Here is a 14,164-nt window from a genome sequence, read left to right on the forward strand (position 1 = left end):
GTCGCCGCGTTCACCCAGCTCGGCCTCGCCCGCGCCCTCGCCGCCGACCTTCGCCTGCCCTGGGAGGCCCCGGCGGTCGCGGGCCGACTCACGCCCGCCCGCGTCCGCCGGGACTTTCCGAACCTCCACGCGGCCCTACCCCGCCTGACCAGAGCGCCGAAACCCTCGAAACCCGGGCCCGGACGCCCTGCCGGGCAACGCAATCGACGCAAGGCACCGATCCGCGACCCGGGCAAGAAAGCCAAACGCGAAAAAACCATGAGAGAGCGAGAACAGCACCTGACCAGCACCAAAGGTTAAAAATCAAGCTAGGAGGGTTCGGGAATCCCCGGTGACACGCCCTAGCCGGGTGCGACGGCCCCGGACCGTCGCACCCGCCGCGTAGCGTTGAAAACGGGGGTCCCCCGATGTCCGATTCGCCGGGACCCTCCCTTCACGTTTCAGGGCCGCCGGGGCGGTGTTTTCGCCGCCCCCGGCCGGTCTGGACGTCTGTGGCCGTCCTCGCCACCTGATCGAAATCCGATCGTTATCTACGTGAGGCAAGCTGGTCAGCGCCCACCCGGAAGGTCTCGCGTGGGGGCATCTCAGCGGCACGGCGACGACGGAGGGGCGGCTATGGCGGCGGAGTACTCGAGTTTCGTGGCCATCGGCGACAGCTTCACCGAAGGCGTCGGCGACCCCGACCCGAATGGCGGCCGCGACCGCGGCTGGGCCGACCTGTTCGCCCTCCGCGCCGCCGAGCAGTGGCCCGCCCTGGCCTACGCCAACCTCGCCGTGCGGGGGCGCCTCTTCGACCGCATCGTCGACGAGCAGGTCGTCCCCGCCATCAAGCAGAGCCCCGACCTGGTCTCCTTCGCCGCGGGCGGCAACGACGCCCTGCGCCCCGGCTTCAACCCCGTGCAGCTGGCCACCCGCGCCCACGAAGTGGTGCGCCTGTTCAAGGCCTCCGGCGCCGAGGTCATCCTCTTCACCTGCGCCGACGTCACCCCGCACATCCCCGGTATCTCGGTGCTGCGCAAGCGGTTCATCACCACCAACGACGCTTACAAGAAGGTCGCCAAGCGCCACGACGCGATCCTCGTCGACCTGTGGGCCGACCGGGCCTTCGAAGACCCGCGCCTGTGGTCGCCCGACCGCCTGCACCTCAACACCCTCGGCCACCAGCGGGTCGCCTACGACGTGTGCCGCGCCCTCGACGTCGAACCCGACCCCGACTGGCTCACCCCGCTCCCGGACCTGCCGCGGCCGCGCCGCGACATGAACGGCGTCCAGTGGGCCGGAAGGCACTTCGCACCATGGGTCAAGCGCCGCCTCACCGGCAAGTCCAGCGGCGACACCGTCAACCCCAAGCGCCCCGAACTCACCAAGGTGAAATGATGCGCCGCCCGAACCCTACCGAGGAGCGCTGTTGATTCTCTTGTTCAAACTCCTGGCCGTCATGGTCGTCATCCTGACCTGCGCCTTCTTCTTCGGCATCCTCTTTCGCAAAGGCCGCGGCGGCCGCTAGGCCCCACCCTCCCGAGCGACCTCCCCCGCCCCGCGCCGCGCCCCTCGGGCACGGCGCCGTCGGCGCGTTCCCCAATGGGGGGTCGCGCCGCCCCGATCCGAAACCTCCGCAAAAGAAACGCCGGGGCGGGGTTCGATCTGTCGCAGGGACAGGGCATCATGGAGAACTGTGGGACTTCTCCAGCGTCTGTTGGGGCGCCGGGACACACCTGATTCAGTGCCAGATCCCGCCGCCCAGCCCCAACCTGCCACCGAGCCTGACAACGCGACCGACAGCGGTCCGTCGTCGGGCGCCCTCGACGATGCCGCCCCCGAGACCAGCCCGGCACCCTCACCGGATGCTCAGGAGGAGGACAGCATCGCTACCTCGGCGCCCATGACCGGATTGCGACTCGTGCCCGCACTCGAACCCGAGCCCGACGACGACCCCCCGGTCGCCGCGGCTCCCGAGCCCGACCTCCCCGAGACGTCCGCCCGCGGCCTCCCCGCACCGACGGACGACATCTTCGTCCCCGAGCGGCCCCGCCGCGAACTGCTCACACTGGACAAACCCGAACCGCCCCGCCACCCCGGCACCGGCCGCGACGAGATGATGCCCCGCATCGACTCCGAGGACCTCGACATCGCCGGCTCGCCCCGCGCTGACCTGCGCGCCGCCGGACTCGCCGTCCCCAAGATGCACCAGCTCGTGCGCCGCGGCGACACCGCCATGTGGGCCTTCGGCGTCCGCGCCTCCGACGCCCTGCGCTGGTGGCTCGACATCCGCCAGTCCGCCGAGGCCACCGGGTGGATGCCCGTCCTCCTCGGCGAACCCGGCGAATGGCGCGACAACGGCGAGGCGATCATCCACGAAGGCGACGACGAGCTCACCCGCGCCGAGGAGATGGACGCCGCCGAACTCCTGCACGACAAGGCCGCCGAAGCCGGCGAACCCGCACGCGGCGTCCCGATCCTGCCCCGCCGCGGCGACTCCGACTTCGCCACGCCCCAGCGCGAGGGCCTGCTCGGACTCGTCGAGATCGACGCGGGCTGGAAGATCCCGGCCATGTTCCCCTGGAAGGGCTCCACCAACTGGGAGCTGTACGGCGCCGAGCACGCCGCCGTCCTGCACAGCTGGCACCGCCGCTTCGAGGCCGAACTCGTCGCCATGACCTACGACGTCATCGAGCTCTACGTCCCCCGCCCGCCCACCGCAGAAGAGGCCATCGCGGTCGCCGGCGAGGCCTACGCCTACTGCCCCGACCTGCTCGACTCCGGCGTGCCCACCCTCGAAGACCTCGCCGAGCACATGATCCGCTCCAAGGCCTGGTACTTCAGGTGGGCGTAGCCCTCCTGAACCAGGAGCGCCGCAGGTGGGCGTAGCGCCCATACGACGGGACCCGCACTACTCCAGCCGGAACCGCAGCCGGAACTCCGTCCCCTTGCGGCGGCTGGCCTCCATCCGCGGGGCCAGCCCGTCGAGGAACCGGGCCACGGCATAGCGCATCGCCTCGTGCCCGGTGATGTCCCACGCCCCCGGGTCGGCGAACCGCGCGATGTGCCGGTACCGGCCCGACGCCACCGCCCGCTCCAGGTACGGCCCCTGCGCGCGCCACCAGTCCTCCTCGGCGGACTCGGGCGCCTCGTCCTCGCTGTCGCCCAGCAGGTACTGGCGCGCCGTCCCCGTCACGAGGTTCATGACGGCCGTGACGATCAGGTTGATCTCGCGGTCGGGCAGGTCGTGCCCCTCGAACGCCGAGAGCGCGAAGTCGTAGCCCTCCAACGAGTCCGGGCCGAGCACGGGGCGGCGCTGGTTGATCTCCAGCAGCCACGTGTGGTCGAGGTAGACCTGCCAGGTCCCCTCGCTCAGCATCTCGAGGCCCTCCCGCCAGCCCGCGGCGGCGAGGTCGGGCGCGTCGGGCCCGAGCTTGGAGAGCCGGTCCACCATGAGGTCGACCAGCTCGCGCTTTCCCGGCACGTACCGGTAGATCGTCATGGCGCCCACGCCCAGCTCGGCCGAGACCTCGCGCATGCCGAAGCAGCTGCCCTCGCGGTCGGCCACCGCGATGGCGGCCTCCACGATCCGGTCGACCGTGAGCCGGGGCTTGGGCCCGGGCCTGCTCTGCTGCGGTTCGTACCCGCGCCAGAGCAGTTCGAGACTGCGCTTGGGGTCGCCCGCCCCCGTCTGTGGTGTCGCCATATCGGCCTCATACTAACGCGCTTGCTAATCGGGTACGCTGTATGCTATTACTGGGTACACCGTACCCGATTAAGGGAGACCAGTCCATGACCACCACGACCGTCGAGGCCGTCAACCTCGGCAAGCGATACAAGGACACCGCAGCCCTGGACGGCTTCGACATCAGCGCCCAGGCCGGCACCGTCCTGGGGCTCCTGGGCCCCAACGGCGCGGGCAAGACCACCACCGTCCGCATCCTCACCACCCTGCTGCGCTTCGACACCGGCAGCGCCACCGTCGCCGGGTTCGACATCGCCCGCGACGCCCGCCAGGTGCGCCGCCGCATCGGCCTCACCGGCCAGCAGACCGCCGTCGACGAGGTGCTCACCGCCCGCCAGAACCTCGTCCTGTTCGGACGGCTCTTCCGCCTCACCAAGGCCCGCGCCCGCGAACGGGCCGATCAGCTGCTCGACCAGTTCGGGCTCCGCGACGCCGCCGACCGCCAGGCCAAGGGCTTCTCCGGCGGCATGAAGCGCCGCCTCGACCTGGCCGCCAGCATGATCCTCGCCCCGCAGGTCCTCTTCCTCGACGAGCCGACCACCGGGCTGGACCCGTCCGGGCGGCGCGAGGTCTGGGACGCCGTCTCCGGCCTCGCCGCCGACGGCACCACCGTCGTGCTCACCACCCACTACCTCGACGAGGCCGACCGGCTCTGCGACCGCATCGCCGTGATCGACCACGGCCGCAACCTGGTCGACGACACCCCGGCCGGGCTCAAGCGCCGCATGGGCGCCGACCGGCTGGAGATCGTCGCCGCCGACCCCGCGGACCTCGCGGTCCTGCACGGCATCGTCGCGGCCGTCGCCGACGGCGAGACCGCGACCGACGAGGGCGCCTCCAGCGTCTCGGCGCCGGTCAAGGAACCGGTCGCCGCGCTCACCGCCGCCGCCACCGCGGTGCGCGACCAGGGCCTCACCGTCGCCGACATCGGGCTGCGGCGCCCGACCCTCGACGAGGCCTTCCTCGAACTCATCGGCACCACCCAGAAGGAGGGCCAGCAGTGAACACCCTCGCCCCGCTCCCCGACGAGACCCTCGCCGGGCGCCTGAAATGGACGCTCCACGACTACCGGACCATCGTCGGCCAGGAGTTCACCCACCTGTGGCGCCAGCCCGTCAACTTCCTGTGGGCGCTCGGCTTCCCGATCGTCATGGTGCTGTTGTTCGTGTACGTCTTCGGTTCCGCCATGGACGTCACCGGCGAGGGCGCCGGGGTCGACTACGTCGCCTACGCCATGCCGGGCATGTTCGCCATGACCATGGCCTTCGGCTTCACCAACACCGCCTGGGCGGTCGCCGAGGCCAAGGAGAAGGGCTTCGTCGACCGGGTCCGCTCCATGCCCATGGCCTCCTCGGCGGTCGTGGTGGGGCGCAACATCGCCGACACCATCCACGCCGCCATCGACCTGTTCGTGCTGTTCCTCATCGCCCTCGCCATCGGCTGGCGCAGCGACGGGACGTTCTGGGAGACCTTGGGCGCCTTCGCGATCCTCCTGTGGCTGCGCTTCGCCCTCATCTGGGTCGGCGTCTGGCTCGGCCTGATGGTCAAGGGCGTCGAGCAGGCCGGGAACCTCTTCGCGATCGCCTTCCCGTTCGGGATGGTCTCCTCGGTGTTCACCCCGCCCGAGCTCATGCCCGGCTGGCTCGGCGCGATCGCCGCGTGGAACCCCGTGTCGGCCACCGCGACCGCGATCCGCGAGCTGTTCGGCAACCCGGTCGCCGCCGGGAACTCCTGGCCCGAGCAGCACGCGCTCATGGCGGCCCTGATCTGGCCGGTGATCATCACCGCGATCTTCCTGCCGCTCGCGGTGCGCCGCTTCCGCAACCTCGGCCGCTAAGTCCGAGAAAGACCTGCGGGAAACAGGAACGGGCCCGCACCGCCACCCGAATTGCGGTGCGGGCCCGGCTTTCCCCCTACTGGAAGCTCACCCAGGCGGTGGTCTCGTAGTCGCCGCCCAGTTCGTTCGCTTGGAGTCCGGTGTTGGACAGGGTCCAGAGCCGGCCGTCGATCACCATCGCGCGCAGGATCTCGCCCAGGTACGGGTCGCTCTCGTTCGCCTCGGACTGGGTGATCCACGCGGCTTCGCTGAGCGAGTCCTCTCCGACTTCCAGCACCACGGCGCCGGTAGCGAACTCGTCGCCGTAGTCGCCCCACTCGGTCGCCGGGACCACCGCGATGCCGGTCTCCTCCCAGTACAGGAACGCGTGCGGCTCCCACTCGACGCTCGACTGCGCCCCCTCCCGCTGGTACTGGTCGAGGACCGTCGCTTCGGCTGCGCCCGTGTCGAACAGGCTCACCTGGAGTCCGGTCGTCTGACCCTCCTCAGTGGCCTCCTGGCCGACGCCGAGCAGCCGGTCGGCCCCGACCGGGTGCAGGTAGCCCGAGTACCCGGTGATCTTGAGTTCGCCCGTCACGACCGGGTTCGCCGGATCGGACAGGTCCAGGGTGTACAGCGGGTCGGTCTGGCGGAACGTCACCACGTAACCGGTGTCGCCGATGAACCTGACCGCGTAGATCTGCTCGTCCACGCCGAGATCGCTCACCGATCCGGTCTCCTCCAGGGAGTCGTCGCCGACCGAGAACACCGTGACCGTGGACTTGGAGGGCTCGGCGACCTCGGCGGCGTCGCCGCCCCAGGCGCACATGGCCTCCATCGGGCAGCCCCAGCCCGGGGTCTCGGTCGTCGCCACCCGCAGGTGCCCGTCGTACTCGCTCAGCGAGTACTGGTTCAAGAGCGACCCGGGGACCGCGGCCTCGCCCGCGAGGCGCGGAGCGCCGTCCTCGAACGCGAACCGGTAGATCTCCGACTCGGCCTTGGACTCCTCCTCGTCCCACGAGTAGTCGTAGTGCGCCAGGTAGAGGCTGTCGGCGGTGCCGTGGACCGTCTCGCCGTCGGCCATGATCGTGTGCGGCTCGACCAGCGGCCAGGCGTCCTCGGCGGGGAGGGCGAACACGCTCACCGAGGAGCCGGAGAAGCGCTCGGGGTGGGCCACGTTCTCGCAGTCGACCTGCCCCGCCTCGTCGTTGACGAAGTACTCGGGCAGCCAGTCCTCGATCTCCGTGTCGCGCACGGCGGCGGCGATGTCGTCCTCGTCGGCCTCGCCCGACCACATGAGGTCCCACACCGGCTGCATCTGCGGCTGGGAGGACACCGCCAGGCGCACCTCGCCGCCCACCAGTCGCGCGTCGACCATGGAGCCCTCCATGGTGAACCGGTCGAGCACGTCCAGGGTCTCGGGGTCCAGGCGCTCCAGCGTGAACTCGCTGTAGTAGGACTCGTCGGTCTGCACGTCGTTCGTGTACATCACCATGAGCGAGTGCTCGCTGAGGAACAGCTGGTGGTCCCAGGAGGCGTCGGGCATGCCGCGCTCGGCGACCACCTCGGCCGAGCGGGTGTCGACCGCTCGCAGCCGATAGTCCGTGACGCTGTAGACCACGGTCCCGTCGGTCTTGACCACGTCCGGTTCGTCAACGCCGGCAACGGCGTTGTTCGTCTCGGAGTAGGAGCCGTCGGCGGCTTCGGTCCCGGCGCCCGCGAAGCTGTCCTCCTCCGCCATGGCGCCTTCGTCGCCTCGGGCGAGCTCTTCGGTTCCGTAGGGGCCGGTGCTCCAGCCGCTGAGGGCGGTGATCGCCGCGTCCTGGATGCCCTCCAGGGCTTCGTCGCAGGTCTGGTAGGAGGCGAGCTGCGCCGAGACCGGCACCCACTGAACGGGATCGGGCACGGTGTCGTCGTCGGGGGATGCGGTGCACCCGGCGGCGCCGAGGGCGGCGGCCGCGGCGAGTGCGGTGAGGAGTCTGGTCTTCATGTTCCTTCGGACGCCGGGTGGCCGCGTTCGGTTCCCTCGACGCGAAGACGGGCCCGGGGAGGTCCCGCCCCCCGGGCCCGTGTCGTGTCGGGACGGCTCACCCCTTGGTGCCGCCCGAGGTCAGGCCGCTGATGAGGTGCCGTTCGGCGAACGCGTAGAACACCAGCGCCGGGAGCATCGCCAGCATGACGAACGCCAGCACCTTCGCCGTGTCCGAGGCGTACTGGCCGCTGAACTGGGTGACGCCCAGCGGGAGCGTCCACCAGGTCGACTTCTGGAGCACCACCAGCGGCAGCAGGAACGAGTTCCAGGAGCCGACGAGCGCGAGCACCGAGGTCGTGGCGAGCACCGGCCGCGACATCGGCAGCAGGATGCGGGTGAAGAACAGCCACGGCCCCGCGCCGTCGATGGTCGCGGCCTCCTCCACCTCGCCGGGGATGGAGCGGAAGAACGTGCGCAGGATGATGATCGTCAGCGGCAGGCCGAACGCGGCCTGCGGCAGGATCACGCCGAGCGGGCTGTTGAGCAGTTCGAAGCTGCGCAGGATGATGAACAGCGGCAGCACCGCCACCGCGAAGGGGAACATCATCCCGGCGGCGAAGAGCGTAAACAGCCCCTCGCGGCCCCGGAAGGCGAAGCGGGCGAACACGAACGCGATCATCGCCGAGCAGGCCACGACGATGAACGTCGTGATGAGCGCGATGAAGATGGAGCTGAAGACCTGCTGCCAGAACGCGCCCGACTCCAGGACGTCGGTGTAGTTCTGGACGTTCCACGGGTTCGGCAGCCCGAGCGCGTTCTCGCGCAGCTGCTGGTTGTCCTTGAAGCCGCCCAGGAGCGCGAACAGGATCGGCGTCGCCACGAACGCGGTCGTCAGGAACGCGGCCACGTAGATGCCGGTGTGGCGCAGGAGGCGGGCGCGAGGCGTGTTGACCTTCATCAGCGGTTCCCCCCTGCGTTGGTGAGCGACCCCTGGAGGTCGCGGTTGAGGACGAAGCGCTGGTAGAGCAGCGCGAACACGAGGCTGATGAGGAACATCGCGATCGACAGCGCCGAGGCGTAGCCGATCTGGTTGCGCTGGAAGCCCTGCTCGTACATGGTGATCGCGAGGGTCTCGGAGGCGTGGAACGGACCGCCGCCGGTGAGCACGTACACCAGGTCGAACAGCTGGACGGAGCCGATGATGGACAGGAACACGATCATCCGCACGGTCGGGCCCATGAGCGGCAGGGTGATGCTGCGGAACGCCTGGGCCCCGGTGGCGCCGTCGATGGCGGCGGCCTCGTACAGCTCGTCGGGGATGTTCTGGCGCCCGGCCAGGAACAGGATCATGTGGAAGCCGAAGAACTTCCAGGTGAGGATGCCGAAGATGACGAACATGACGATGTTGCGGTCCGACAGCCAGCCGATGTGGGTGTCGATGCCGACGGTCGCCAGGAGCGAGTCGGCGAAGCCGCGGTTGGGCGAGAGCACCAGGCGGAACAGGACGGCCGTGACCGCCTCGGTGAGGACGTACGGCACGAAGAACAGCAGCCGGAACGCGGTGCGCCCGGGGAAGCGCTGGTGCAGCAGCATCGCGAGCCCGAACGAGAGGGGCAGCTGGACCGCCAGGGACAGGACCACGATGAGGCCCAGGCGCCACAGGTCGCCGAGGAACACCTCGTCCTGGAGCAGGTTCCGGAAGTTCTCCAGGCCGACGAAGTCGGTCGGCACGCCGCCGAGGCCGTTCCAACGGAAGAACGCGACGTACGCGGCGAACAGCACCGGGACGATCACGAACAGCAGGAACAGCATCAGGCCGGGGGCGATGAACGTCGCGAGGGTCCCCGCGCCGGGGCGCCCGGACCGCCGGCGCGGGCTGGTGCCCGCGCGGCGGTCCGAGCGCCCCGTCACCGGGGAGGCCCCAGGGGACTCCTTGAGTGTCACGCCTCGGCCGCCCAGGCGTCGTTGACCATCGTCACGAAGTCCTCAGGGGTGACCTGGCCGAGGAGGAGCCCCTCGGTCGCGTCGTTGATGACGCCGCCGATGGCCGGCGGGTACGCCTGGTCGAGGTAGAGCTGCGTCCCGGTGGCGGTGGCGAGCGCGTCGACGACCTTCTGGGTGTCCTCGTTCATCTCGGGCGCGACCGACGCGGGGTCGGCGGCCACCGGGGTCAGGTTGCCCTCGGTGATGGCGCGGGAGTAGTTCTCGGGCTCCATGAAGTTGCACAGGAAGTCGAGCGCCTCGTCGGGGGCGTCGGCCGCGACCGCGTAGCCGTTGCCGCCGCCGAGCCACTCGGTGGTGGTGCCGGCGCCGCCCGTGACCGTCGGGAAGGGGAAGAACCCGAGGTTCTCGGGTCCCTCGGTGCCGGAGTTGTCGCGCTGGGCCTGGGGGGCCCACTGGCCCATCAGCTCCATCGCGGCCAGGCCTTCGCCCATGACCGCGGACTGGCCGTCGGCCTCGCCGTAGACGGCGGATTCGAAGCCGGGCTGGAACGGTTCCATCGCGGCGAGTTCGGCGACCATCTCGCCGGCCTGGATGAAGCCCTCGTCGGAGAAGTCTCCGGCTTCGGCCGCGGCCTCGAGGCCGTCGAGGCCGACGGTGCGCATCGCGAGGTAGGTCCAGTAGTAGTGGCCGGGCCACTTGTCGGCGCCGGCGAGGGCGATCGGCGCGATGTCGGCGTCCTTGAGTGCCTGGACGGCGGTGAGGAACTCGTCCCAGGTGGCCGGGGGCGCGTCGATGCCGGCCTGGGCGAAGAGGTCCATGTTGTACCAGAATCCGACGACGCCGGCGTCGAACGGCATGCCGTAGAGCTTGCCGTCGATCGTGTAGGGCTCGAGGGCGATCGGGTTGATCTGGTCGATGCAGTCGAGCTTGCCGGTGAGGTCCTGCACGAGGCCGGCCTCGACCTGCTCGGCGAGGACGCCGCCGCCCCAGGTGTGGAAGATGTCGGGCACGTCGCCGGACTGCGAGGCGGTTCCCATGCGGTCCTTGAACGCCTGGTTCTCGATGGCCTGCACGTCGATGGTGAGGTCGTTGTCCGCGCTGAAGTCGTCGGCGAACTCCTGCCACGTGGACATGAGCGGGTCCTGGTTCTGGATGTGCCACCAGGTGATGTCGGCGTCGCTCTCGCCGCTGTCGCCGCACGCGGCGGCGGTCAGCGCGAGAGAGGCGGCGGCGCCGGCGGCGAGGGCCGCCCGGAGTCGCCTCAAGGGTTTGCGCATCGGAGTCGTCCTTTCGAGGGATGCGTGGTCCGGTAGGAGTCGGGGGCGCCGCCGCCGTTCGCCGGGCGCGAGGTTCGCCCGGGTACGGCAACGCCACCGAAACTTTCGGAACAAGTATCGGAAACTTTCGATGCGGTCATAGTACCTGCGACGCCGACGAATGTGAAGAGGGTCTCTCCGCGGCACCCCGGCGGTCAAGCGATCGACGTATCCATGCAGGTCGATGCCAATTCCGGGGGTTTGAAAAAGGGTCCCGAAACGGCGAAACGGCCGCCCCGGAGCCGGGACGGCCGTGAAAATTGTTGCGGATCTGCGACGCTTCGCATCCTGGAGCGGGTGACGGGAATCGAACCCGCTTCTCAACCTTGGGAAGGTCGCATTCTACCAGTGAACTACACCCGCGCGCTCTGACGAACAGAGCCGCACGAAGTATACAAGGCCGCCGCGGCGGGGCATTCCGGCCCCGCCGCGCGGTCCCTACAGCGCGGCCAGGGCGGCCGTGATGTCGTCGTGCAGGAGCCCGACGTTCGCGTAGACGCCCGGGTTGCCGGCCTCGGCGCAGCCGTAGCCCCAGCTGACGATGCCGACCAGGACGCCGTCGGCGGACACGAGCGGGCCGCCCGAGTCGCCCTGGCAGGAGTCCACGCCGCCGTTGGCGAGGTCGCCCGCACACAGCATGGTGGCGTCGTCGAACTCGGCGCCGTAGGCCCCGTCGCACTCGCCGTCGGTGACGTAGGGGACGTCGACGTAGAGCAGGTCCTGCGAGGTCGAGCCGGACTCGGTGGTGCCCCAGCCGGCGACGGTCAGGGTGCCCCAGTCCTTGGTGTCGGCGTCGGCCAGCGGCAGAGTCTCGGCCCCGGTGATCGGCTCGGCGAGCCGGATGAGCGACCAGTCGTTGACCATGGTCGAGCCGTCGAAGCCGTCGGCGACGACGATCTCGGCGACCTCGTAGACGTCGGTCTGGGTGATGTCGGTGCCGCCGTGGCGGATGACCACGTCGGCGGCGGCGGTGCCCTCGGTGCAGTGGGCGGCGGTGAGGACGACGTCCTCGGCGATGAGCTGGCCGCCGCAGTAGTTGAACGACGGGTCGCCGGCGTCGGCGAGGGCGACGATCCAGGGGAACTGGCCCTCCTCGGCGGGCTGGCCGCCGATGATCTGGGCGTCGAAGCCGCCCTCGGGGGCGGCCTCTTCGGCGTTCGCGCCGGTGGTGCCGAGCGCCAGTGCCGCGGCGCCGAGGCCGACGGCGGCGAGGGCGCCGATACGGGTGAGGGTCTTTCTGCGGTTGTACACGCGCGAGTTCCTTCCGTAAGGGTGGTGAGGAAGCGGCGATGTTGACTGCCTGCCGCCCCAGACCTTACGGGAAAAGCACTCATATTTAAATAATCACGACGCAAGCGATATTTCACTGAATAACGGCGAATCACCTTGTTGCGGACATCAATGAGGATGGACGTGGTGCAAACGTCCAATTCGGTCAACGGCACTGAGGACGGAGCGCGGCGGGGGCCGGGCGGGATCGGCCGCCCGGCCCCCGCGGGAGCGTGTCGGACCGCCGCGAGGGCGGCCGCGCGGCTACTCCCAGCCCGCGAGGACCTCGTCGATCGCGTCGGCGAAGCCGGCGATCTCCGAGTACACGCCCGGGTTGCCGGCCTCGGCGCAGCCGTAGCCCCAGCTGACGATGCCCACGAGCACCTGCTCGTCGCCGGCGGGGGTCATGATCGGGCCGCCGGAGTCGCCCTGGCAGGAGTCCACGCCGCCGTTGGCGAGGTCGCCCGCGCACAGCATGGAGGCCGCGTCGACCTCGTCGGGGTAGGCCGCCTCGCAGTCGGCGTCGCTGACGAAGGGCACCTCGACCCATTCGGCGACGACCGGGTACTCCTCCCCGGTGTCGCCCCAGCCGGCGACCTCCAGGACGTCGAGCTCGGCCGACTCGGCGCCGAGCGCGATCGGCTCGACGTCGACCGGTTCGGCGAGCTTGAGCAGCGCCCAGTCGTTCGCGAACGCGACCGGGTCGTTGTAGTCCTCGGCGACGTGCAGGTCGGCCACGGCGGTCTCCACGATCGCGTCCGACTCGAGGTCGACCGAACCCGAGAAGATCACGAGGTCCTCGGCGGTGGCGTCCTCGACGCAGTGCGCGGCGGTGAGCACGACGTCCTCGGCGATCACCGAGCCGCCGCAGAACTGGCGCTCCCAGGGGGTGCCCTCGCCGGGCGAGCCGAGGCCCACGAGCCAGGGGAACTGGCCCTCCTCGGCGGGCTGGCCGCCGATGATCTGGGCCTCGAAGCCGCCCTCGGGGGTGTTGTCCTCCGCGTTGGCGGCGACGCCGGCCCACGCGATCGCGGCGGCGCCGACGCCGGCCGCGAGGCCCGCGCCGAGGCGGATCAGGTGCTTCCTATTCCTGTCCACTGTGAATCCTTTCGGGATGGATGTGCGGAACGGCCGATTTGGCCTTCCTAGACCGAAAGACGCCATGTGCTGGATTGATGGTTGTGCGGGGGTATTGATGAGTATTCAGTGAAATAGCGGCAAACGTCTTCAATGCCAGTCGCGTGCGGCACGGGTTGACAGCCGGCCGCTCCTCTTGTAGGGCACGCGAAAAGGACCGGACGGCCCCGCCGTCCGGTCCGAAAGTGCTTGCGCCCCTGGACTACGCGTCCGCGGACTGCTTCGAGCGCAGCTCCTTGCCCAGGTGGAGCGACCCTTCTTCCGACGCGTAGAACCCGAAGGGGGTCACCGGGACGTAGCCCAGGGCGCGGTACATCGCGATCGCCTCGGGCTGCTCGGGCCCGGTCTCGAGGATGAGCCGCCTGCGCCCGGCCGCGGCCGCGGAGGCCTCCACCGCCGCCACCAGCCGCCGGGCCAGGCCCTGCCGGCGGGCGTGCTCGCGCACGTAGACGCGCTTCATCTCGGCGTCGTCCTCGTGCGTCCGCCAGCCGCCGCATCCCAGCGGCTCGCCCGACTCGTCGTAGGCCACCAGGAAGTCCCCGTTCGGCGGGTCGAAGTCGCCCGCCCCCAGGGCCGTCTCGTCGCCGCCGCCGTAGCGGCGCACGTACTCGGCCTGGATCTCGTCGCAGAGCGTCTGCGCCACAGGGCTGTCGAAGTGGGTGCGCGCAATCTGGATTTCCACGCCCACAACTTTCGCACAACCGATGGTCACGGTGCCAGAGCGCTGCATCACGCACGGCGGGGTCCGCGGCGCGCGAACCGGACCCGCCCCGTCGGGGGGACGGACCGGCGCGACCGTGATGCGGCGCCCAGTTCAGGACGGTTCGGTACCGTCCGAACAGATGAGGCCGGGGCGGCCCTTTCGTCGCCTCGGGTCGACCGAACGCACAGACTTCGCCCTTACCCGTCCGGCAGGCTCCTCCACGCCCGGTAGCGCCGCGCGGACCATTACGATCTTCACATCGGCGATGCTCGAATCGGGTCCG

At 70.1% G+C, this 14,164-nt stretch carries 12 protein-coding genes and 1 tRNA gene; 4 read left to right on the top strand and 9 right to left on the bottom strand.

The genetic code is table 11. The features are described from left to right. The first annotated feature begins 615 nt into the window (after positions 1-615). Together BLQ63_RS15545 and BLQ63_RS15550 are read left to right on the top strand one after the other, a co-directional pair. On the top strand, positions 616-1,377 hold the full coding sequence (locus tag BLQ63_RS15545) for an SGNH/GDSL hydrolase family protein (RefSeq protein ID WP_091036922.1): 762 nt from the start codon (positions 616-618) through the stop codon (positions 1,375-1,377). A gap of 505 nt (positions 1,378-1,882) precedes the next feature. Further along, a complete protein-coding gene (locus BLQ63_RS15550) occupies positions 1,883-2,833 on the top strand; it encodes a DUF4253 domain-containing protein (protein ID WP_091036926.1) in 951 nt (316 codons plus the stop codon). A 57-nt stretch (positions 2,834-2,890) separates the two neighbouring features. Here BLQ63_RS15550 and BLQ63_RS15555 read toward each other — a convergent pair whose 3' ends face one another. Then, complete coding sequence (locus tag BLQ63_RS15555; RefSeq protein ID WP_091036930.1) at positions 2,891-3,685, bottom strand: TetR/AcrR family transcriptional regulator; 795 nt, start codon at positions 3,683-3,685, stop codon at positions 2,891-2,893. Positions 3,686-3,771: 86 nt separating this feature from the next. On the opposite strand from BLQ63_RS15555, the gene BLQ63_RS15560 reads away from it, so the two are divergent. Continuing rightward, positions 3,772-4,728, top strand: coding sequence for an ATP-binding cassette domain-containing protein (locus tag BLQ63_RS15560; RefSeq protein WP_091036933.1), 957 nt, complete (start codon positions 3,772-3,774; stop codon positions 4,726-4,728). After that, positions 4,725-5,561 (top strand): ABC transporter permease, encoded by an 837-nt coding sequence (locus BLQ63_RS15565; RefSeq protein ID WP_091036938.1) that lies wholly within the window; start codon positions 4,725-4,727, stop codon positions 5,559-5,561. The genes BLQ63_RS15560 and BLQ63_RS15565 overlap by 4 nt, the downstream gene beginning before the upstream one ends. A gap of 76 nt (positions 5,562-5,637) precedes the next feature. Here BLQ63_RS15565 and BLQ63_RS15570 read toward each other — a convergent pair whose 3' ends face one another. The 8 genes from BLQ63_RS15570 to BLQ63_RS15605 all read right to left on the bottom strand — a co-directional run bounded on the left by BLQ63_RS15570 (position 5,638) and on the right by BLQ63_RS15605 (position 13,860). Continuing rightward, on the bottom strand, positions 5,638-7,530 hold the full coding sequence (locus BLQ63_RS15570; RefSeq protein WP_091036942.1) for a beta-propeller domain-containing protein: 1,893 nt from the start codon (positions 7,528-7,530) through the stop codon (positions 5,638-5,640). Between the two features lie 97 nt (positions 7,531-7,627). After that, the gene (locus tag BLQ63_RS15575) at positions 7,628-8,470 is read right to left on the bottom strand and encodes a carbohydrate ABC transporter permease (RefSeq protein ID WP_091036945.1); all 843 of its coding nucleotides are present in this window, start codon (positions 8,468-8,470) and stop codon (positions 7,628-7,630) included. Next, positions 8,470-9,456: a carbohydrate ABC transporter permease gene (locus BLQ63_RS15580; protein WP_218125294.1), complete on the bottom strand. Its 987-nt coding sequence runs from the start codon at positions 9,454-9,456 to the stop codon at positions 8,470-8,472. The genes BLQ63_RS15575 and BLQ63_RS15580 overlap by 1 nt, the downstream gene beginning before the upstream one ends. After that, positions 9,453-10,733 carry an extracellular solute-binding protein gene (locus BLQ63_RS15585; protein WP_091036952.1) on the bottom strand — a complete coding sequence of 427 codons (1,281 nt, stop codon included), beginning with the start codon at positions 10,731-10,733 and terminating at the stop codon, positions 9,453-9,455. The genes BLQ63_RS15580 and BLQ63_RS15585 overlap by 4 nt, the downstream gene beginning before the upstream one ends. Before the next feature lie 328 nt (positions 10,734-11,061). Further along, positions 11,062-11,135, bottom strand: a tRNA-Gly gene (locus BLQ63_RS15590). Positions 11,136-11,210: 75 nt separating this feature from the next. Beyond that, the gene (locus BLQ63_RS15595; RefSeq protein ID WP_091036956.1) at positions 11,211-12,023 is read right to left on the bottom strand and encodes a S1 family peptidase; all 813 of its coding nucleotides are present in this window, start codon (positions 12,021-12,023) and stop codon (positions 11,211-11,213) included. 282 nt (positions 12,024-12,305) lie between these two features. Continuing rightward, positions 12,306-13,139 (bottom strand): serine protease, encoded by an 834-nt coding sequence (locus BLQ63_RS15600; RefSeq protein WP_177154960.1) that lies wholly within the window; start codon positions 13,137-13,139, stop codon positions 12,306-12,308. A 241-nt stretch (positions 13,140-13,380) separates the two neighbouring features. Beyond that, positions 13,381-13,860 (bottom strand): GNAT family N-acetyltransferase, encoded by a 480-nt coding sequence (locus tag BLQ63_RS15605; protein WP_245680979.1) that lies wholly within the window; start codon positions 13,858-13,860, stop codon positions 13,381-13,383. Positions 13,861-14,164 lie beyond the last annotated feature (304 nt).

The sequence above is a fragment of the Glycomyces harbinensis genome (assembly GCF_900101745.1).
GTDB lineage: Bacteria > Actinomycetota > Actinomycetes > Mycobacteriales > Micromonosporaceae > Glycomyces > Glycomyces harbinensis.

What these genes read in the sequence shown, in the direction of transcription:
- BLQ63_RS15555 (WP_091036930.1), bottom strand. Translation starts at nt 3,685, where the DNA reads ATGGCGACACCACAGACGGGGGCGGGCGACCCCAAGCGCAGTCTCGAA.
- BLQ63_RS15575 (WP_091036945.1), bottom strand. Translation starts at nt 8,470, where the DNA reads ATGAAGGTCAACACGCCTCGCGCCCGCCTCCTGCGCCACACCGGCATC.
- BLQ63_RS15550 (WP_091036926.1), top strand. Translation starts at nt 1,883, where the DNA reads ATGACCGGATTGCGACTCGTGCCCGCACTCGAACCCGAGCCCGACGAC.
- BLQ63_RS15585 (WP_091036952.1), bottom strand. Translation starts at nt 10,733, where the DNA reads ATGCGCAAACCCTTGAGGCGACTCCGGGCGGCCCTCGCCGCCGGCGCC.
- BLQ63_RS15545 (WP_091036922.1), top strand. Translation starts at nt 616, where the DNA reads ATGGCGGCGGAGTACTCGAGTTTCGTGGCCATCGGCGACAGCTTCACC.
- BLQ63_RS15570 (WP_091036942.1), bottom strand. Translation starts at nt 7,530, where the DNA reads ATGAAGACCAGACTCCTCACCGCACTCGCCGCGGCCGCCGCCCTCGGC.
- BLQ63_RS15560 (WP_091036933.1), top strand. Translation starts at nt 3,772, where the DNA reads ATGACCACCACGACCGTCGAGGCCGTCAACCTCGGCAAGCGATACAAG.